At 56.8% G+C, this 19,841-nt stretch carries 17 protein-coding genes; 11 read left to right on the top strand and 6 right to left on the bottom strand.

The genetic code is table 11. The annotated features are described in order from the left end of the window. Positions 1-82 precede the first annotated feature (82 nt). Positions 83-1,612: a F0F1 ATP synthase subunit alpha gene (gene atpA / locus ACWFTY_RS13505; RefSeq protein WP_447524708.1), complete on the bottom strand. Its 1,530-nt coding sequence runs from the start codon at positions 1,610-1,612 to the stop codon at positions 83-85. Positions 1,613-1,624: 12 nt separating this feature from the next. After that, on the bottom strand, positions 1,625-2,179 hold the full coding sequence (locus ACWFTY_RS13500; RefSeq protein ID WP_447524707.1) for a F0F1 ATP synthase subunit delta: 555 nt from the start codon (positions 2,177-2,179) through the stop codon (positions 1,625-1,627). A 289-nt stretch (positions 2,180-2,468) separates the two neighbouring features. Here ACWFTY_RS13500 and ACWFTY_RS13495 point away from each other — a divergent pair, with 289 nt between their 5' ends. The 3 genes from ACWFTY_RS13495 to ACWFTY_RS13485 all read left to right on the top strand — a co-directional run bounded on the left by ACWFTY_RS13495 (position 2,469) and on the right by ACWFTY_RS13485 (position 7,634). Continuing rightward, positions 2,469-2,936 carry a DUF1203 domain-containing protein gene (locus ACWFTY_RS13495; protein ID WP_447524706.1) on the top strand — a complete coding sequence of 156 codons (468 nt, stop codon included), beginning with the start codon at positions 2,469-2,471 and terminating at the stop codon, positions 2,934-2,936. A gap of 3 nt (positions 2,937-2,939) precedes the next feature. Then, positions 2,940-3,977: a bifunctional DNA-binding transcriptional regulator/O6-methylguanine-DNA methyltransferase Ada gene (gene ada, locus ACWFTY_RS13490; RefSeq protein ID WP_447524705.1), complete on the top strand. Its 1,038-nt coding sequence runs from the start codon at positions 2,940-2,942 to the stop codon at positions 3,975-3,977. A gap of 345 nt (positions 3,978-4,322) precedes the next feature. Beyond that, positions 4,323-7,634, top strand: a complete 3,312-nt coding sequence (locus ACWFTY_RS13485; RefSeq protein WP_447524704.1) for a PAS domain S-box protein — start codon at positions 4,323-4,325, stop codon at positions 7,632-7,634. Between the two features lie 192 nt (positions 7,635-7,826). Here ACWFTY_RS13485 and ACWFTY_RS13480 read toward each other — a convergent pair whose 3' ends face one another. From ACWFTY_RS13480 to ACWFTY_RS13470, 3 genes are all read right to left on the bottom strand, one after another. After that, on the bottom strand, positions 7,827-8,570 hold the full coding sequence (locus ACWFTY_RS13480) for a flavodoxin family protein (protein ID WP_447524703.1): 744 nt from the start codon (positions 8,568-8,570) through the stop codon (positions 7,827-7,829). A gap of 17 nt (positions 8,571-8,587) precedes the next feature. Beyond that, a complete protein-coding gene (locus ACWFTY_RS13475) occupies positions 8,588-10,129 on the bottom strand; it encodes a trypsin-like peptidase domain-containing protein (protein WP_447524702.1) in 1,542 nt (513 codons plus the stop codon). A 197-nt stretch (positions 10,130-10,326) separates the two neighbouring features. Continuing rightward, positions 10,327-12,492 carry a primosomal protein N' gene (locus tag ACWFTY_RS13470; protein WP_447524701.1) on the bottom strand — a complete coding sequence of 722 codons (2,166 nt, stop codon included), beginning with the start codon at positions 12,490-12,492 and terminating at the stop codon, positions 10,327-10,329. A 64-nt stretch (positions 12,493-12,556) separates the two neighbouring features. Between ACWFTY_RS13470 and ACWFTY_RS13465 the strand changes: the two genes are divergently transcribed. Next, positions 12,557-13,237: a DUF4197 domain-containing protein gene (locus ACWFTY_RS13465; protein WP_447524700.1), complete on the top strand. Its 681-nt coding sequence runs from the start codon at positions 12,557-12,559 to the stop codon at positions 13,235-13,237. A gap of 139 nt (positions 13,238-13,376) precedes the next feature. After that, entirely contained in the window at positions 13,377-14,030 is a 654-nt protein-coding gene (fsa, locus tag ACWFTY_RS13460; protein ID WP_339693087.1) for a fructose-6-phosphate aldolase, read from the top strand. A gap of 97 nt (positions 14,031-14,127) precedes the next feature. Here the strand turns inward: fsa and ACWFTY_RS13455 are convergent, their stop codons facing one another. Continuing rightward, on the bottom strand, positions 14,128-15,321 hold the full coding sequence (locus tag ACWFTY_RS13455) for a penicillin-binding protein activator (RefSeq protein WP_447524699.1): 1,194 nt from the start codon (positions 15,319-15,321) through the stop codon (positions 14,128-14,130). Here ACWFTY_RS13455 and rsmI point away from each other — a divergent pair, their 5' ends adjacent. The 6 genes from rsmI (at position 15,322) to ACWFTY_RS13425 (ending at position 19,772) form a co-directional block, all read left to right on the top strand. Next, entirely contained in the window at positions 15,322-16,161 is an 840-nt protein-coding gene (gene rsmI, locus ACWFTY_RS13450; protein WP_447524698.1) for a 16S rRNA (cytidine(1402)-2'-O)-methyltransferase, read from the top strand. Positions 16,162-16,261: 100 nt separating this feature from the next. Next, positions 16,262-16,615, top strand: a complete 354-nt coding sequence (locus ACWFTY_RS13445) for a YraN family protein (protein WP_447524697.1) — start codon at positions 16,262-16,264, stop codon at positions 16,613-16,615. A gap of 216 nt (positions 16,616-16,831) precedes the next feature. Then, on the top strand, positions 16,832-17,785 hold the full coding sequence (gene gshB, locus ACWFTY_RS13440) for a glutathione synthase (protein WP_447526895.1): 954 nt from the start codon (positions 16,832-16,834) through the stop codon (positions 17,783-17,785). Then, a complete protein-coding gene (locus ACWFTY_RS13435; protein ID WP_447524696.1) occupies positions 17,775-18,107 on the top strand; it encodes a hypothetical protein in 333 nt (110 codons plus the stop codon). The genes gshB and ACWFTY_RS13435 overlap by 11 nt, the downstream gene beginning before the upstream one ends. 22 nt (positions 18,108-18,129) lie before the next feature. Then, positions 18,130-18,732 (top strand): DedA family protein, encoded by a 603-nt coding sequence (locus ACWFTY_RS13430; protein WP_447524695.1) that lies wholly within the window; start codon positions 18,130-18,132, stop codon positions 18,730-18,732. Positions 18,733-18,791: 59 nt separating this feature from the next. After that, positions 18,792-19,772 (top strand): hypothetical protein, encoded by a 981-nt coding sequence (locus tag ACWFTY_RS13425; protein WP_447524694.1) that lies wholly within the window; start codon positions 18,792-18,794, stop codon positions 19,770-19,772. Positions 19,773-19,841: the final 69 nt, after the last annotated feature.

Here is a 19,841-nt window from a genome sequence, read left to right as displayed (position 1 = left end):
GGAACCCAGTTCAATAAAAATGTCGCTTCGCGGCTCCTTTATTCTCTGGATCCCGGATCAAGCCCGGGACGACATTTTCTCCTTATACGAACGCTTTGCCAAATGCTGCCAGAGCCGCTTCCAGAGCCGCCTTGGTATCATCCGCCAAGTCACCGCTTTCACGGATCGTTTTCAATATGTCGGCATGTTCGCTGCGCAAATGAGCGAGCATCGCTGCTTCATAACGCACAACATCAGTAACGCCGACCGTGTCGAGATGGCCGTTGGTACCAGCGTAGATCGAAGCAGTCTGCTCTTCGAATGGAAGAGGCGAGAATTGCGCCTGTTTCAGAAGCTGCGTCAAACGCTCGCCACGTGCCAGCAATTTCTGGGTCGACGCATCGAGATCGGAACCGAACTGCGCAAACGCAGCCATTTCACGATATTGCGCGAGATCGAGTTTGATCGAACCCGAAACCTTTTTCATCGCCTTAGTCTGTGCAGCAGAACCAACACGGGAAACCGACAGACCCACGTTAATTGCGGGACGGATGCCCTGGTTGAACAGGTCGGTTTCGAGGAAGATCTGGCCGTCGGTGATCGAAATCACGTTGGTCGGGATGTAAGCCGAAACGTCGCCAGCCTGGGTCTCGATGATCGGCAATGCGGTCAAGGAACCGGAGCCATTGGCTTCGTTCATCTTCGCGGCACGCTCAAGCAAGCGACTGTGAAGATAAAAAACGTCACCAGGATAAGCTTCACGTCCTGGAGGACGACGCAACAGCAGGGACATCTGGCGATAAGCCACAGCCTGCTTGGAGAGATCGTCATAAACGATACAGGCGTGCATGCCGTTATCGCGGAAATATTCGCCCATCGTCACACCGGTATAAGGTGCGAGATACTGGAGAGGCGCAGGCTCGGAAGCGGTTGCGGCAACCACGATCGAATATTCCATGGCGCCATTTTCTTCGAGGCTCTTGACGATCTGTGCAACCGTCGAGCGTTTCTGGCCGATGGCAACATAGATGCAGTAGAGCTTCTTGCTTTCATCATCACCGGCGTTGACTGTCTTCTGGTTGATGAACGTGTCGATCGCGACAGCGGTCTTGCCGGTTTGACGGTCACCAATGATCAATTCGCGCTGGCCACGGCCAACAGGAACGAGAGCGTCGAGCGCTTTCAGGCCGGTCTGGACGGGTTCGTGGACCGATTTACGCGGGATAATGCCCGGCGCCTTGACTTCCACCCGGCTACGCTGCGTGGTGTTGATCGGGCCCTTGCCATCAATCGGGTTGCCGAGACCGTCGACCACACGACCAAGCAATTCCTTGCCGATCGGAACGTCCACAATCGTGCCGGTCCGCTTGACCACGTCGCCTTCTTTGATTTCAGCGTCAGAGCCGAAGATCACGACGCCGACATTGTCAGCCTCGAGGTTCAGCGCCATGCCCTGAATACCGTTGGAGAATTCAACCATCTCGCCGGCTTGCACCTGATCGAGGCCGTGAATACGGGCAATACCGTCACCGACGGCGAGCACGGTTCCGACTTCGGAAACCTGGGCTTCATTGCCAAAATTGGCGATCTGGTCCTTGATGACCTTTGAAATTTCTGCGGCGCGAATATCCATGTGTATCTTCCTTTAGCCCTTCATGGCCTGCGATAGGGTGTTCAAACGGGTTTTAATCGAGCTGTCGATCATCTGGCTGCCGATTTTCACGACCAGCCCGCCCAATATGGACGGATCGACTGCGGTGGAAACGCTAACATCGCTTCCCACACGTTTCTTGAGCTGCGCCTTGAGCGCATCAATCTGCTTTTTATCCAGGGGGTGAGCCGAGGTGACTTCCGCAGTAATTTCGCCGCGATGGTCCGATGCCAAAGTGGAGAAAGCGCGAATAACCGCCGGGATTTGGTCGAGCCGGCGATTGGCCGCGAGCACACCGAGCACGTTGGTCGACAGCTTGTCGAGGCCAAGGGCCTTGGCCGTGGCTGCAATAGCCCTGCCGGCATCATCGCGCGAGACAACCGGGCTGCTGGTCAGCGCCCTGAGGTCATCCGATTCGGCCATGGCTGCGCTCAATGTCGCGAGACTGGTCAGCACCGCGTCGATGCTTTTATTTTCTTCTGCAAGCGCGAACAAAGCCGTGGCGTAACGCCCCGCTAAACTCGCTCTAATGCCGCTGGAATGATCCACGCGTTTGCTTCTCCTTGACCGTAATTGTGGTCTGAAAACCGTTCATGAAATAGTCCGTTTAATGGCCGGAAATCCTGCAATTCCGCCCACAGATGCGCGGCGTCTAGCAACCATTTTGCTGCGATGCAAGACGGCTTTGGGAATCATTTTCCCGGAAAGACAAACCAGCAGTTTTTGGCGGCTTTGAATCGCTCCACGGATTATTTTTTGCTTTGAACGCAAGATACGGGAAGCCGTACCGGCAGAGCTGATTTATATCCGTTTCGACAGCCAGAATGGGCGATTGCATATGACCTACAAAATCACCGGATTGAGCCCGGAACTGGCAGAGAGGTTTGAGGTCGCAACCGCTGAAGAGCTCTCGGCGCTGGGTGCGGTGCAAATGACCGCGACCAGTAAGCCCGGCTTCCCATGCCGCATATCTTTGGAAGATGCCGAAGTGGGCGAAAAGGTGATCCTGTTCCACCACACATCCCATGATGTCGATTCGCCCTATCGGAGTTCCTACGCGATATTTGCGAGAACCGGGCTGACAGCGTCTGCGCAATTTACCGATATGGTTCCGCCGGTCTTCGAGGGACGGCCATTGGGCATGCGCGCTTTCGGCGAGGATGCGATGCTGAAAACAGCCATCCTTGCCTTGTCCGGCGAAGCTGACCGGTCGATCCGTGAGCTATTTGAACTGGACGAGGTTGCCTATATAGATGTTCATAATGCAGCCCATGGATGTTTTTTTCGCGCGGGTGGAGAGGTTTGAGCCGTGAACGAGAATTTTGTGGATAATGTTCGAGCATGGACGGCTGTCCAGGCCCGCGACCGCAGCTTCGACGGAAAATTCGTAACTGGCGTCCTGAGCACCGGCATCTATTGCCGCCCCTCCTGCGCCGCACGCCACCCCAAGCGCGAAAATGTACGTTTCTTTGCGAAAGCCGAACAGGCAGAGGCAGCAGGTTTGCGCGCTTGCTTGCGCTGTCTCCCCAACGACGTGGCGCGTGACGAAGCGGCGGTGAAGACAGTAATTGACGCGATCCGGATGGCGGAGGCCGCACCGACGCTCGGCGAACTGGGCCAGCTGACAAGCTATTCGCCGACTCACCTCCAGCGGATTTTCAAACGCGAAACCGGACTTTCGCCAGCCGCCTATGCGCGGGCTTTGCGATCAGAACGGGTCAAGGACGCGCTGGCTGGCGGCGCATCGGTAACCGAAGCCATTTACGACGCCGGCTATGGATCGGCTTCGCGCTTTTACGAGGAACAGAAAATGGGCCGGAAAATGGGAATGAAACCGGGCGTGTGGAAAAATGGCGGGGCAGGGGTGACGATCTATTGGGCCAGTGTCGAGACATCGCTGGGCGTGATGTTGGTAGCGGCGACCGATAAAGGCGTTTGCTGCCTGTCTTTCAACGAAGGCGAAGCAGAGCTATGCCAACGATTCCCGAAAGCGGACCTGCAACAGGGCGGTGACGATTTTCGGAAGCTGCTCGCGCAGGTGATGGCACAGGTCCAAGCGCCGGGCCGGCCGCACAATATCCCGGTGGATGTCCAGGGCACTGCCTTTCAGGAAGCTGTCTGGCAGGAATTGCGCAAAATCCCCGAGGGCGAAACACGCAGCTATGCGGATATCGCTGCTGCCATCGGCAAGCCCAAAGCCGTCCGGGCGGTGGGCAGCGCCAATGGCGCTAACCATGTCGCCGTGCTGATCCCCTGCCACCGGGTGGTGCGCAGTGACGGCTCGATGGGCGGCTATGCTTATGGGCTGGAGATCAAGCAAATGCTGCTGGAGAAGGAACGAGGTTAAAGCGTTTCTCAATAGCGGTCATCGCTAACGCCTTGCCAAATCGCTGATATCTGGAGGTAGACTTAATGGTTCTCCGGTCAGAACCGACTTGCTCCCCGATTCGCCAGCGATCAGCGTCGAGAAAAGACGGATGAGCGCAGATGAAAATCCCAATTTTGCAGTTAAAATAGAGGCCCGCAGTCAGATCGAAGTTCAAGATGATCCATCCCCTTGGCCTTAATTGATATTGTATTTGCCGTAACCAACCGCAGATGACCTCGTATCAATCTGCAAATAGTTTGAGCCAATCAGCCATCTGAATGTTCGAGGGCGGCAGGTTCAAACGGGGCAATTACGGCCTGCAAAATGTTAGATCGATGTCCTGGTCAATATTGTTCTGAAAATTGGGCGTGGAGCAGGTGTTTCTATGCGACGCCTGCTTTCACTAAGGATGGATTCGGTGACCAGATGACTATTGAAGACAATATGCCAACTTCGACTGGCAAAAGGATTTCCATCTTTGCGGGGATCACGGCGGCATTTGGCCTGTTATCAATTCCAGGAATCTTGCTGACCCGCGGAGGGGCAGATTTTTCAGCATTGTGGATTTCGAACGGCTTCCTGGTCGCCGCATTGCTGCGATATAGGGGCAGAATTTCCGTCCCGCATATCCTGGCATGCGCAGCAATCGGATTTGTTGTCGCAATCAGCGTGGGCGATAGTGGGACGAAAGCCCTGTCCATGGCGACCGCCAACGCTGTTGAGGTCGCGATCGCGATTTTTCTGATCCGCAGACAGTGCGGGACGGATCCCAATTATGTGGATTTCGGAAAGCTGATTTGGTTCGCCATGCTTGGTGGTTTGGTGGCGCCGCTGATTGCCAGCGGGGTGGCAATCGGACTGTTTTCCATATTCGGCGAAAATGTGTCGCTGCTTGGATGGCTTGACTGGCTGATAGCGCATAGCCTTGGCATGTTGATCTTTGCCCCGATTTTTTCGATCATTTTTGGAAATCGCAACGGTATCCATCGGTGGAACAAGACGATGGACCTGGAATATCTGGTCATCTTCGGGCTCGGCGGACTTTTGACAATCTTTGTGTTCAGCCAGTCCTCCTACCCGTTTCTGTTCATGACTTCGCTGTTCGTACTCTTTGCGGCGGTCCGTAAGGGAATTGTCGGTGCATCCTTATCTGTGGCGGTCATTGCAATCATTGCGATTGCCGGCACATTTAACGGATCCGGGCCAGCGCAGTTGATAGACGGAAATTTGCACGACAATATATTTGTCGTACAAATTTTTCTTCTGTTCACCTTTGCAAGTTCGCTCCCGTTTGCCAGTTTTCTCGAAGCGCAAACCATTTTGCAGCGGGAATTGCGGGTCAGTCGAGATCAAACCCAATCGATATTTGACAATATGCGGGACGTTGTTTTCCGCACCGACAAATTTGGGCGCTGGGTCCTTCTCAATCCGGCCTGGGAGACAATAACGGGCTATTCCGTGGAACAGACGCTGGGTTGGTCGGTAACCAAATTATTGACTGAAAATTCTTTACAGACAGCAGAGATGGAATATCTCCGGCTCGCAAGCGGGGAATTGGACACTCTTACTCTCAACCAGACCTTCATTCGCGCTGACGGAAAGGAACGTCGCGTCGAAGTGTTTCTCGAGGCCGTACGTGACGAGATGGGACGGTTTGAGGGAGCGACGGGGAATATCCGGGACGTTACAGAGGCTATATCGAGCAGGCACGCTCTGGAAAAGAGCGAAGAACGGTTCCGCAGGCTCGCGGAATCCGCTCCCGTAGGATTTTTCCAGGCGGATGCGGAAGGCATAATTTTCTATGTGAGCAAGGCCTGGCGTGAACGGGTCGGCCTCAGTGAGGAAGAGGTCAAAGGCGACGGATGGATGCGGGCGCTGAAAGACAGAACTTCTTACGATATGGACGAGGCGTTTACCGGCTTTAACAAGCCCGGAGACAAATGCGAACGGGAAGCCTGCCACACCACAAAAGATGGCGAAGAAATCTGGGTTCGCACCGTAAACCAGGCCGAGTTCGATATTGATAATAATATTATCGGTTATGTCGGTGTCATTGTAGAGATCACCGAACAGCGCAGGGCGATTGCAGAGCTGCGCCAGCGTCAGAGCGAATTACGGGAAGCGCGTGACATCGCCGAAGCAGCAACTGAAGCCAAGGCATCATTCCTGGCGAATATGAGCCACGAAATCCGTACGCCCATGAACGGTGTGCTCGGTTTCGCAGAGATGCTCAGCCAGTCGGAACTTGATGAACAACAGGCGGGATATGTCTCGCTGATCGAGGAGTCCGGCAAAATCATGATGGCATTGTTGAATGACATTCTCGATATTTCCAAAATTGACGCAGGATTATTGGCTTTGTCGCCGGAGCCGTTTGAACTGGCCCATTTGCTCAAGAGCACGTGCAACATGATGCTGACCGCGGCCGGGAATCACGGGCTCGCACTCAAGCTGGACTATACAGAGAATCTGCCAAAATTTATCGAGCATGACAAGCTGCGGCTCCGCCAGATTCTGACGAATCTGATCGGCAATGCGATCAAGTTTACCGAGTCCGGATCGATAACCGTCAAGGCTGAAATGTCAGATGACGACAATGGCAAGTTCCGGGTAAGCGTTATCGATACCGGCATCGGCATAGCCGAAGAACGGCAACGCTCGATATTCGACGAATTCGTACAGGCAGAACATGATACGGATCGGTCCTACGGCGGGACAGGTCTCGGACTGGCGATTTCTAGCAAGCTTGTAGAAATGATGGGTGGCAGTATCAGCTTGCAAAGCACACCCGGTTCGGGATCCACATTTTGTGTCGAGATACCTTTAAATGAATGTGTCGACCCCCGTGGGGAAGCAACCAGGCGCGCTAACACCGACAGCCAGCAGTCCACGTTACCGGCCGTCAGTCGTACCATATTGCTGGTCGAGGATCATGAAATCAACCGGCTGCTTGCGACAGCGATGCTCGAGCGCATGGGCTGTAGCGTTATCTGCGCCGACAATGGCGTGCGCGCGCTGGAAATCCTGACCGGCGATGCTGACCAGGGACTGAAATTTGGACTTGTCCTGATGGATATGCAGATGCCGATCATGGACGGGATCGAATGCACAAAAAAAATCCGCCAAGCTGGCATCACAGCCGCACAGCTTTCAATTGTCGCGCTGACCGCCAATGCTTTTTCCGAAGACCGGGAAGCTTGCGCGGCAGCGGGCATGCAGGATCATGTTTCCAAACCGATCCAGTTTAATGACCTCTACAAAGCTGTGTGCAAATGGTATTTTGAGCCGCGTTCGAAAAAACGGACTCCGGCGGCAGAAGTGGTAAAGGAAGACGAGACCATAGCCTTGCTTCGTCCGAAATATGAAGAATTTCGAAACAGAACACTGGATCGCCTGATGGCTGGAATGGCTACAATCAACCACTGGTCGGTGGAGCAAAGCGAAGAAATCGCTGGTATGTTGCACAAGCTTGTGGGGTCCGCAGGCTCATTCGGTGAAGGCGAAATGGCCGCCGCGGCAAAGCAACTGGAAGACGCGATCAAACAGGATAAACCAGTCGATGTTTTAAGATCGCTATCCAACAATCTGCTGACCTATGTTCGACAGGATACCCAGCTGAGAGCCAACCGTGCCTGAGCAATATAAAAGAGTGTCTGGACGATTTGGGATTTTCGGTTAACGACCAGCGCACTTCTGAAAGCCTGAGCCGTATAGAATGGCCAGCCGGGGCGTTCTAGGGTCTAGCGCGGAATCCAATCATCGAGTCAGCAGCTGAAATCCGCTAGCCCGTTCACTTCGGCACAATCACTCGTCATATATGCGAAGCACTCAACGATATTCCGGGTTTGGATGGTTATACCGCGTGCCGTCATCCCAGGCTTCGCGCGAATTGCCGTAATCGGGTATGCCGCCAGCCTGCTTGAGCATATGAGCGGTGTGCATCAGGTTCCAGGCCAGAAATGTTGCGTTGCGCTGCGTGAAATCGCTGTCAAAACCGACGCGAGTGCCATCGTCTTTCTTGTCCCCGTAAGAAGGACCAGGGCCGATCGGGCCAATCCAGCCGGCGTCAGCCTGTGGCGGAATAGTATAGCCGATATGACTCAGCGAATAGAGCGTGCTCATCGCGCAGTGCTTCACGCCGTCTTCATTGCCGGTAACGATACAACCACCGGCTTTGCCGTAGAATATATACTGGCCCTTGTCATTGGTCTCGCCGGAATGGGCGTAGAGCCGCTCGATGATCTTGCGGCATTCCGATGACACATCTCCGAGCCAGATTGGGGTGCCAATGACCAGTATCTCCGCTTCCATTACTTTTCGGGAGATCACTGGCCAGTCGTCCAAGGCAAAACCATGTTCTGTCATATCGGGATAAACGCCGGGAGCGATATCATGATCGACGCTGCGGAAAGTCTGGACCGATATGCCGGCGTCTTCCATGATTTTCCGGACGACGTCCATCAGGCACTCGGTGTGGCTGAACGCGGGCGAAGGCGTCAAAGTGCAATTGATGAAGACCGCTTTCATGCCCGAATAATCAGGTTTTTGGCTGGCGCTATTTTTGCTGGTCATGGGTGTTTCCTCTCGGGCTAATCAGTCTTTCTACACTCGTATACCAGGCTCTCGTTTGCCTGCGACGGCAATTCCGCTCTGATTGCCTTCACCATATCCTCGATGTCAGCGAGCGCCTTGACGTCGGTCGTGCAGGCCCGGTTGCCGTATTCGGCACGGATCGCCCGCGCTGTGGTCATCGCGTCCAGCCCCATCAGATAACGCTCTTCGGTAAACTCGCTGCGATCCGGCTGGAAGCTGCTGATGGTGACGGTCTGCTCCTGATTGGGAACGAAGATACGGGACCATTTGGCACCATCGCGGCCATATTGGGTGCGGCCGTTGACACAGCCGCCATCGGTCCACTCGAGCGGCAGTTCATTTTCCTGCGAGACGGTGATCCGGCTGCGTTGCGGGTTGATCGTGCATTGATATTTGCCCGACGTTGCGATGCTCGGTTGCTGCGGTTCGCTCTTATCCGCCTTTTCCTGCAACGCGGCAGCGACACGGTCATCGATTTCGCTAAAATCCGGGCGCGCCAGGAAGATAATGACAGCGCCGAGCAGCAGAACCGCCGCACCGCCCGCTGCCCCGATGCCCGGGTTGCGCTTGCCCTGAACCAGCAGAATAGCCGCGCCACCGGCTGCCAGCAACGACAGCGCCAGCATCAGCGCCGCAATCGCGATCCGGTTTTCGCGCTCTGCGATGATATCCTGGGTTATGCTGGTGCGCAATTTGGTTTCGGCCCGTTCGCGCTTTTCGGCTTCGGCTTCCTTGGCCGCTGTCACCTGGGCACGGGCAGCCGCTTCACGCAGCCGTTCTTTTTCGCTGATCTCCGCAGCCGATCGGCAAGGCGTCGCCGTTGAGCCCACCTTTACGCCCGCCTGACGCAGGAAGTTCAATATTTCGCGCGCTGATACGGCAAAACCGAATTCGGCATCATTGCCCTCGCTGATCGAACCGAAGCTGTTGACGCCCAGCACCCGGCCGCAATTGTCGATCAGCGGTCCGCCGCTATTGCCCGATGCTATCGGCGCTGTGTGGAGGATCGTGTCAAACTGCTTGGTTGTGCGGCCGCCGGAAACCGTCCCGGTGGTCTTGACCGGCGACATCGGGTTGATCAGATCGTCCAGATCAAGCCCCTGCGCCCGATCGACGGAACCGGGATACCCGACCGCTACTACATCCGCACCATCTCCGACCGGACCGCCAAAGATCGTCATTGGCGGCAGGCGCCCGCCATCCAGTACCTGGATGAGCGCAAGATCGTTCTCGGGTGAATAAGCGATGATTTTCCCGCCATAGCTGGTTCCGCCCTGCGACGGGATGATGCCGATAACGACCGAGCTTTCCTGCCGCGCGATCTCGACAACATGGGCGTTGGTCACGATCTTGTCCGGCGCCACCGCGAACCCGCTGCCATGACCGACAAAGGCAACTTTGCTGCCGTCTTTCGCAGCCAGAACCACGCGGACCACCGAACGGCTGGCGGCGCTGATATCGGCCGGGTCGGCCTGGGCCGGGCCGGTTAGCAAGGTGGCCACGAGCATAGAGAAGATGAGGGACAGTTTTTTAATCATAGTTCGGCTCATGCTTCAAATAGACGCAACATTCAAAGGACTTTTGCACTTCATCTTAGCGCCTCCTTTGCAAAGGAGGGGGCGGGGCAGTTGCGAGCGCAAGCGAGCTGCGCGACATCAAGGCACAAACCGGAATAGATCTCGTTGGTGCCTATCCCCCCCCTTCTCCTGCCTTGAAAGCGAGGGATGATCGGAAATCAAACAAAACTATAGGGATCGACATCCACCCCGACCCGTACCGCGCGCGGCCATTCCAGCTTCTCCAGCCATTCGCGCATGATATTCTGGAGGTCGACCGACCGCAGGGCGTGTACCAGCAACCGATGCCGGTGCCGTCCGCGCAGCATCGACAGAGGCGCAGGGGCAGGGCCGTAAACCGAAAATCCGTCGAGCTTGGGAGCTGTCTGGCCAATCAGGCGTGCGGTTTCCATCGCTTCCTTGTTATCCTCGGACGAGACAATGATCGCGGCCCAGCGCGCGAACGGCGGAGCAAGGGCCTGTCGACGGGACTCTATTTCGGCGGCATAAAAGCCTTCCCGGTCATTCTTGATCAGCGCCTGGATCACCGGCGCTTTGGGCATCCGGGTCTGGACATAGACACGGCCGGGTTTCTCCGCGCGGCCGGCGCGGCCGGCGACCTGGGCAATCTGCTGAAAACTGCGTTCCGCGGCGCGCAAATCGCCGCCTTCCAGCCCGATATCCGCATCGACCACGCCGACCAGAGTCAGATTGGGGAAGTGATAGCCTTTGGTCACCAGCTGAGTGCCGACGACGATATCAATCGCGCCCGCTTCCATCTGCTGGACGAATTCGGCGGCCTTCTGCGGCGACCAGATCGTGTCCGAAGTGACGATCGCCGTGCGTGCGGCAGGGAACAGCATTTTGACCTCGTCGCAAATTCGCTCGACCCCGGGCCCGCAGGCGACCAGACTGTCTTCGTCGCCGCATTCCGGGCATTTTTCCGGAATCGGCATGACATGGCCGCAATGATGGCAGGCGAGGCGGCGGGTAAGGCGATGCTCGACCATCCATGCGGTGCAATTGGGGCAATCGATCCGGTGACCACAGGTCCGGCACAGGGTGAGCGGGGCAAAGCCGCGGCGATTGAGAAAGAGCAGCGATTGTTCGCCGCGCTCTAGGTTCTCCTCCAGCGCATGGACCAGCGTCGGCGCCAGCCAGCTTCCGCGCGGCGGGACATCCTCGGTCAGGTCCAGCGCCTCGATATCGGGCATAGTCGCTCCGCCGAAACGCGCTGGCAATTCGAGCAGTTCATAATTGCCCTGCTCGACCTGATGGCGGCTCTCGATCGCCGGTGTGGCGGAGGCCAATATGACCGGAATCTGCTCGTACAGGCCGCGCATCACCGCGACATCGCGGGCGTGATAGCGCACGCCGTCTTCTTGCTTGAAGCTGGTCTCGTGGGCTTCGTCGACGATGATCAGTCCCAGGTTGGCATAAGGCAGGAACAGGGCGGAACGCGCGCCGACAATGACCTTGGCATTGCCCTCTGCCAGCGCCCTCCAGTTTCTTTTGCGCTCCGACTGTTTCATGCCGCTGTGCCAGGCCAGCGGCTCGGCCCCGAACCGCGCCTCGAAACGGTTTAGAAACGGTTCGGTCAGGGCGATTTCGGGCTGCAGGACCAGCACCTGCTTGTCCTGACGCAAGGCTTCGGCGACAGCCTCGAAATAGACTTCGGTCTTGCCCGAACCGGTTACGCCGTCGAGCAGAAAGGGTTTGAACTGCGACGCGCGGACCGCCTCGATCAATATATTGCTGACATTCTGCTGATCAGTGCTCAGATCAACCGTGTCGAAATCGGGCGTGGGCCTGGCGGTGGTGGCGAAAGGGGAGACTTCTTCCCGATCAAACACGCCCAGCTTTTCCAGTCCGCGGATTACCGCGATCGACACATCGGCCTTGAAGGCCAGTTCGCTGATCGTACCCTGCACGCCAGCCAGTTTTTCGAGCGCCTGCTCGCGCCGCGGCGTCATCCGGTCCGGCACCGTGCCATTCAACCGGTACTCGCTGATCGGGCGATTGTCGGCGAAGGCAGCGCCGCTCGACAATACCATGCGCAGCACCGAGGCTGGCGAGGCGAAGTAATAGGCGGCGGTCCACTCGATCAGTCTGCGCAACGGCGCACGCAGCGGCGGCACATCGCGAACCTCGAGCAGGGGGCGCAATTTCTTCGGGTCAATTTCCTCGACCGGAAAGCTCTCCGCCTCCCACACCACTCCCGGCAATTTGCGCGGACCAAGCGGCGCCATCACTATCGAGCCCGGTTCGACCCGCATGCCGTCGGGAACGCGATAATCGAGCGGACCCAGGGCGGCATTAAGGAGGAGTACACGAACGCGATTCATATTCATGCTATAGGCAGCTTATCATCATCCGTCATTCTTGCTTTGACGAAAACAGGAGAGAGTAATGAACTATCATCGCAGATCGGTTCTGGGCTTTGGCGCTGTCGCCGGATTGCTGGCGCTTCCCGGCTGTTCGAGCTTGCCGGGCCTCAGCCTGACCGAAGCTGTCAAACGGCTGCTCACCCTGTCGTCACAGAATGCCTTCGCAGAATTGCTCCAGCCCAACGGGTTCTTCGACAGCCAGATCGCCCGTATATCCGTGCCGGATTCGCTTGGCGGGGCGCGGGTAACAAGCGTCGCAACCGCCTTGCTGCGTTCCAAGCCGATCCAGGACCGCTTGCTGATGCAGGTCAACCGAGCGGCAGAAACGGGTGCCGAGCTCGCTGCTCCGATCGTCGCTGAAACAATCCGCAATATGAGCATCGATGACGCTGCCGCGATCATCAATGGCGGACCGCGCGCGGCCACCAGTCTGCTGCAGGGGCAACTCGGCAACAGCTTGGTCGACCGGATGCTGCCGGGCATCGGTAATGGCCTGAGGCTGTTCGACAATGAAATTATCAATCTCGTGCTGTCGCAGGCCACCAATGTCGATTTTTCCAGCATCAGCCGCGATGTGACCAACAAGGTCAGCGATGCCATCTATCGCTCGATAGGCGCGCAGGAGGAATCCATTCGCGCCAATCCGCGGGCTACCAATGATCCTCTGCTGATTGCGGTTCTGGGTGTCGGGAAGGCCTTTTAGCGGCTTTTTATCCCGCAATCTTCCCCCAAACTATCCACAGCTTTCTGCCGCCAAGAGACGGGGGGCAGTTCCACGGATCGCGGAAAGCGGATAGGCACAGGGTAACAGCCGCATTTTTCCCATTTCTGGAGCCAGACCGATGAAATTTTTCGTAGACACAGCCGATACCGCAGAAATCGCTGACCTTGCTGCGACCGGCATGGTCGACGGCGTCACCACCAACCCGTCGTTGATCAAGAAATCCGGTCGCGATATCATGGAAGTGACCAAGGAAATCTGTGGCCTGACCGACGGACCGGTTTCTGCCGAAGTCATCGCGCTCGATCACGAAACGATGATGAAAGAAGCAGAAGTGCTGCGCAAGATCGCCGACAATGTCTGCATCAAGGTGCCACTGACGATCGACGGGCTGAAAACCTGCAAGGCGCTGACCAGCGAAGGCACGATGGTCAATGTCACGCTTTGCTTCTCGGCCAATCAGGCGTTGCTCGCGGCCAAGGCCGGCGCCAGCTTCATCTCCCCGTTCGTCGGACGCCATGATGACAATGGCCTCGACGGCATGACGCTGATCGAAGATATCCGGCTGATCTACGACAATTACGCCTTCGACACGGAAATCCTGGTCGCTTCGATCCGCCATCCGATCCACGTGCTCGAATCCGCCCGTATCGGCGCCGATGTCGGCACCATGCCTCCCAATGTCATCCGTAATCTGTTCAAACATGTGCTGACCGACAAGGGGCTCGAAGGTTTCCTGAAGGACTGGGAATCAACCGGACAAAATATCGGCTGATCCGATAATCGTCATCCTGAACTTGTTTCAGGACCCCGTGCGTTAGCGCATTGCCGTTGGAGGTCCTGAAACGAGTTTAGGATGACGAAGAGCTCTATCAAAAACCCTTGGGCGCCGGATCGACCACGGTAAAGCTGCCATTGCGGATTTCCTGAACTTCCAGGGCCCGCTCCGAAACACCGTCAGCCTTGAACCGGAAAACGCCGTCCAGTCCGATAAAGCCGCCCTTGTCGGTCAGTTGATTGATCGGGAAGGGCGATCCCACTTTCCAGTTGCGGGCGACCTTGACCGTCAGCAGTACCGAGTCATAGCCGAGGCTCGACAGCCGGAATGGCGCCTTGCCATAGCGGGCGCGATATTTGTCGGCATATTGCTTGTACAGCCCATCAGAAACGCTGGCGAACCAGGCGCCGCGCATCGACGGCGCGCCGGCCAGGTTGCTGCTGGTATTCCATAGATCGGTGCCGAGGATTTTCGCGGTGCCGCTGGCATTTTTGCGAATATAGGGCGCGGCCTTGATCGCCATGTCGCCATTGTCGGCGAGCAGGACGGCTTCGAAATCGCCATTGTCGGCGAGCTTCTTGGTGGCCGCCTCGATCGATTTGGAATCGCGGTTGAAGGTCTGGATCGAGACCACGGTGCCGCCGGCATCTTTCACGCTGCGCAGCAAGGTCGAGGATGCGCGCTGTCCGTAGACGCCGTTAGGAACCAGCGCCGCAAAGCGCTTCATGCCTTTGGATTTGGCATATTCGACAACCCGGTTGATCGACTGCGACGGGATATGGCCCAATATGAAGACATTATTGCCAGCGGCGCCGCTGTCGTTGGAAAAGCTGAGGATCGGCACGCCGGCCGGGCGGGCGATATTGGCGGTCGCCACGACATTGTCGCTGAGCAGCGGGCCGATGATCAGTTTATTGCCATCGCGGATTGCATTTTGGGCCGCTGCAGCCGCGCCCTTGGCCGTATCATAGCTGGTCATGCGGATATTCTCCGCCTTGGTATCGAGCAGCGCCATGGTGGTGGCATTGGCCAGCGACTGGCCGATACCGGCATTTTTGCCGGATAGCGGCACCAGCAGGGCGATGCGGTGATGTTTCTGGTCGTCGGGCAAGCCGGCGGTCACCGGAGGCGGTGCAGGCGTGTCGGTCCGCACCGGCTCTGCGCCGCGCGGGACAACCGTTGCACAACCGGCGAGCATGACGAATGCCGAAACACTCGCCCACTTCAAAATGCCGCGTCGTCTGCTTTGATCTTGTCCTAGATGCACCTTGTCTGCCATGACCGTCATATGTCTGCTCCTGCCCAATCCGGTCTCTATATCGTTGCCACCCCTATCGGCAACCTCGGAGATTTGTCGCGCCGCGCCGAAGAGACGCTCGCCGCCGCCGATATCATCCTCGTCGAAGATACAAGAGTGACCGCCAAGCTTTTGAATCACATAGGTAAAAAGTCGAAGATGATGGTCTATAATGACCATAAGTCTGCGGCCGATCGCGAGAGCATTTTGGATGCGATACGGTGCAAAATTGTCGCACTGGTCAGCGATGCGGGAACGCCGCTGATCTCTGATCCCGGCTACAAACTGGTCCGCGACGCGCAGGCGGCGGGCCTCTATGTTACGACAATTCCCGGCCCCAGCGCCGCGATCGCCGCCCTGACCCTGTCCGGATTACCCAGCGACCGGTTTCTTTTCGAAGGATTTCTGCCGAGCAAGACCAAGGCGCGAACCGAATCGCTCGCTGCTTTAAAGTCGCTCAACGCCAGCCTGATCTTCTACGAGAACGGCTCCCGGCTGGGAGCGATGTTGTCCGACTCGCTGGCAGTGCTGGGCGACCGGAAGGCAGCGGTTGTCCGCGAAATCACCAAGAGATTCGAGGAAGCAGTCGCCGGTTCCCTGAGCGAACTGGCCGAGCGCTATGGTGCGGAAAGACCCAAAGGCGAGATCGTCGTGATCATCGGCCCGCCGGGCGCACCGGAAGCGGCCAGCGAAGCGGATATCGAGGCGGCGTTGCGGGAAGCTTTGGTGCGGCTGCCGGCATCGAAAGCGGCTGGCGAGGTTGCGCGCGCCTTCAACACGGACCGCAAAGCGCTCTACGAACTGGTCAATCGCTGGAAATCGGAAAAATGAGCACCGTTCGCCCTGAGCCTGTCGAAGGGCCTCTCTCGGCCATGCGGTGCCTCGACGGTCGAGGTGCTTCGACAAGCTCAGCACGAACGGTCTCTCGAAAATGAAACGCGAGGCCGCCGAGAAGCGCGGGCGCCAGGCTGAAAAGACCGCAGCCCGCTTCCTGCGCCTGAAAGGCTGGCGGATATTGGGCGAACGGGTGCGAACACCACGCGGTGAAGTCGATCTCGTTGCCAAACGCGGCGGCCTTGTCGCCTTTGTCGAGGTGAAGGCCCGCACGAAGCTGGAGGATCTCGAGCAGTCGATCGATCTGAAACGGCTCCAGCGCGTCGCCGATGCGGTGGAAATACTCTATCCGCAATTTTGCACCAAGGGTGAAGATGCACGGATCGATGTGATACTGGTTTCACCAAGACGCCTGCCTGTCCATTTGCCTAACGTATGGCATGGGTTCTAGAATCAAACATGCCGTTCGTCCTGAGTCTGTCGAAGGACACTTCTCGACGATAGGCGTTGTCGAGCTTCGCTCGCCCTGCGGGTCAACAGGCTCGCCAACATCGGCAAGCGGATCGAACTTTCCCTTTACCGCGGTAAACAAAAACGCCCTTCGACAAGATCAGGACGAACGGTTATGGATCGTCAAACGCAGCACAGTGTGAATGAAAGCAAATCAATGACCCTGAAAATCGCCGTACAGATGGACCCGATGGAAAGTGTGAATATCGCGGGAGACAGCAGCTTCGCGCTGATGCTCTCCGCCCAGAAACGCGGTTACGAAATATTCCATTATGACGTAAAAGGCCTGACACTGCACCCCAATGGCCGCCTGACCACGCCCGCGCATCCGGTGACGGTACGGCCGGTCGAGGGCAATCATTATACATTCGGCCATCCGCTGAATCTTGATCTCGGCAGCGATATCGATGTCGTGCTGATGCGGCAGGACCCGCCGTTTCACGTCGGCTATATCACCGCGACCCATTTATTGGAACGCATCGAGAGCGAGACACTGGTGGTCAACAACCCCGTCTCCGTCCGCAACGCGCCGGAAAAAGTCTATGTGCTCGATTACGCCCAGTTCATGCCGCCGACCCTGATCACCCGCGACCTCGACGAAGTGCGCGCCTTTCAGGCTGAACATGGCGGCATCGTCGTTAAGCCGCTGCACGGCAATGGCGGCAAGGCGATCTTCCTGGTGCCTGAAGATGGCAGCAATCTCAGTGCATTATTTGAGGTATTCAACCAGACCTGGCCGGAGCCGCATATGGTCCAGCCTTTTCTCCCCGAAGTGCATCAGGGCGACAAGCGCATCGTGCTGATCGACGGCGAAGTTGCCGGCGCGATCAACCGCAAGCCCGGCGAAGGCGAATTCCGCAGCAATCTGGCGCAAGGCGGCTATGCCGAAGCGGCAGAACTGACCGAGCGCGAGAAGGAAATCTGCGCGGCGATGGGGACGGACCTGAAACGGCTCGGCCTGATCTTCGTCGGCATTGATGTGATCGGCGGTAAATGGCTGACCGAAATCAACGTGACCTCGCCGACCGGCATTGTCGCAATAGACAAGTTCAACGGTACCGATACGTCGGGCATGATCTGGGATGCGATCGAGCGGCGGCTTGGAAACTAAAAACTCCATGTCAAAAAGGCTATGGTCCAGCGGCGGTATTGTACTGCTTTTGCTATTGACGCAGATTGCCGTCTTGCTTGTGAGTTGGGGCTCGCTCCATCAAATCAGTGTCTTTTGTACCGGACCTCTGGACGGGCAATATTCCGAGATATTTGGGTCGATCCATATCGGATTTCTGCTTTTGCTGGCAGTTGGTATCGGTTCATTTTTTGTCAAAAAGCTGAGGTGGGTTTATATTCCGCTCGCATTGCTAGGGTTTGCATTGCTTCCCGTGCAGTATCATTTTGTCGAACAAGGTTTGCTCTCCTGTGATTTCCCTTGAAGCCCAAAGCCGTGAGCTCTGAATGAGCAGCTGGGTAACAGACCTGATCGAGCAGGGTGGCTATTGGGCCATTACTTTGCTGATGGCGCTGGAAAATATCTTCCCGCCGGTCCCGTCCGAGCTGATCATGGGGCTTGGCGGCGTCGGCGTGGGGCAGGGGACGTTCCACCCGGCCTGGCTGGTGCTGGTCGGCACCATCGGTTCGCTGGCTGGCAACTATGTCTGGTTCATGGTTGGGCGGCACTGGAACGAGGATGACCTGCGCGCCTTTGTCCGCAAGCACGGCCGCTGGCTGACGCTCGATGTCGCGACAGTCAACCGGATCGACCGGATTTTCGACAATCACGGCCAGTGGGTAGTCTTTGTCGCCCGCTTCATTCCCAATATCCGGACGATGATTTCTGTCCCGGCCGGCTTGTTCGGGATGTCGCACAAGCGCTTCATCCTCGCCACCAGCGCCGGTGCCGCGATCTGGAACAGTGCTCTGGTTTATGCCGGCTATACGCTACAGCAGAATGTCGATGATATCGGGCAATATCTGGGACCGGTGTCGCTTGGCGTGATCGGGTTGCTGGTGGCGGTCTATATCTGGCGGATTATCTTCTGGCGGCCGAGTGAGGGCTGAGGCAGAAAAGGATTGGCCGGAAGTGATTGGCCGGAAGTGATTGAAGGGCGGTTGGAGTTATGACTGATTCCGGAAGAAAATTCGGTCGAGCAGACCATATATTGACGGCAAGTTTGCTGACAATCCTGTTCGGAATCGCCTTGCTGCTATTTTACAGTGACCGTTGGGGGGTAAGCGATGCGGGTTTCGTTGCCCTGCTTGTCGTCCCCGCAGCGCTTGGCGGATTAACCGTCCAACTGGGCGACCCCAACGGCAGCAAGTCCATGCTCGGCTGCATCGGCTTCGTAACGGTAGGTCTGGGGATCATTTTCTTGTTCACTTATCTGGCCAAAGTTGAGGGATTGATCTGCATTGCGATGATATTCCCGTTCTGGATTCCTGCGGCAGCTGTCGGAGCACTCATCAACAGGTGGAATGCCAGAGAGGCAAGGAAACAAGGAACGACCCGGCTGATGTCCATGGGCTGGGTCGTCGTTCCCATAGTGCTGCTGGCTGCCGAACAGAGGATACCGCCAGAATGGAATAGTTGGGAAGTGTCTCGTGAAATCGAAATCGAAGCAGCGGCAGAAACCGTGTGGCCGCTGCTGATCAATATTCCCGCAATCTCCTCGGATGAGGGGACATTCAACCTGACTCAGGATATTTTGATGGTACCCCGTCCGAGTGAAGCGAAAATTCAGCGCGAAAGCGCGGGCCTGGTTCGAAAAGCGCAATGGGGTAAAAACATTCAATTTGATGAGGCGATTTCCGATTTTCAACAAGGCGAAGCTCTGGGTTGGAATTTCCGCTTTCCCGATGATTCAGTCCAGAAATACACCGACAAACATATTTCCCCCGATGGCGATAAGCTGAAAATTATCTCGGGGCGCTACGAACTCAAGCAAACGGGATTCAACCAATCGAAGCTGGTTTTGACCACCCGCTACAAAATGCGCAGTCATATGGATTTTTATCTTAGCCTGTGGGGTGAACTTTTGCTCGGCGATGTTCAGGACAATGTTTTGCACATCATCCAAGAACGGGCCGAGAATTCGATCTAGGCACCGTCGAAAAATCGGCAAGCTCAGGTTATTATCCGGCCCCCGGATGGCACCATAATAAACATCCAG

It is taken from the genome of Parasphingorhabdus sp. NYA22, from assembly GCF_976973735.1.
The sequence above is the reverse complement of the archived record's forward strand: the minus strand, read 5'-3'. Positions and strand labels throughout refer to the sequence as shown.

Coding starts and splice junctions, on each gene's coding strand:
- gshB (WP_447526895.1), top strand. CDS start 16,832: ATGACCCTGAAAATCGCCGTACAGATGGACCCGATGGAAAGTGTGAAT.
- atpA (WP_447524708.1), bottom strand. CDS start 1,612: ATGGATATTCGCGCCGCAGAAATTTCAAAGGTCATCAAGGACCAGATC.
- ACWFTY_RS13445 (WP_447524697.1), top strand. CDS start 16,262: ATGAAACGCGAGGCCGCCGAGAAGCGCGGGCGCCAGGCTGAAAAGACC.
- ACWFTY_RS13495 (WP_447524706.1), top strand. CDS start 2,469: ATGACCTACAAAATCACCGGATTGAGCCCGGAACTGGCAGAGAGGTTT.
- ACWFTY_RS13480 (WP_447524703.1), bottom strand. CDS start 8,570: ATGACCAGCAAAAATAGCGCCAGCCAAAAACCTGATTATTCGGGCATG.
- ACWFTY_RS13455 (WP_447524699.1), bottom strand. CDS start 15,321: ATGACGGTCATGGCAGACAAGGTGCATCTAGGACAAGATCAAAGCAGA.
- ACWFTY_RS13485 (WP_447524704.1), top strand. CDS start 4,323: ATGTTAGATCGATGTCCTGGTCAATATTGTTCTGAAAATTGGGCGTGG.
- fsa (WP_339693087.1), top strand. CDS start 13,377: ATGAAATTTTTCGTAGACACAGCCGATACCGCAGAAATCGCTGACCTT.
- ACWFTY_RS13430 (WP_447524695.1), top strand. CDS start 18,130: ATGAGCAGCTGGGTAACAGACCTGATCGAGCAGGGTGGCTATTGGGCC.
- ACWFTY_RS13475 (WP_447524702.1), bottom strand. CDS start 10,129: ATGATTAAAAAACTGTCCCTCATCTTCTCTATGCTCGTGGCCACCTTG.
- ACWFTY_RS13425 (WP_447524694.1), top strand. CDS start 18,792: ATGACTGATTCCGGAAGAAAATTCGGTCGAGCAGACCATATATTGACG.
- ACWFTY_RS13465 (WP_447524700.1), top strand. CDS start 12,557: ATGAACTATCATCGCAGATCGGTTCTGGGCTTTGGCGCTGTCGCCGGA.
- ACWFTY_RS13470 (WP_447524701.1), bottom strand. CDS start 12,492: ATGAATCGCGTTCGTGTACTCCTCCTTAATGCCGCCCTGGGTCCGCTC.
- rsmI (WP_447524698.1), top strand. CDS start 15,322: ATGTCTGCTCCTGCCCAATCCGGTCTCTATATCGTTGCCACCCCTATC.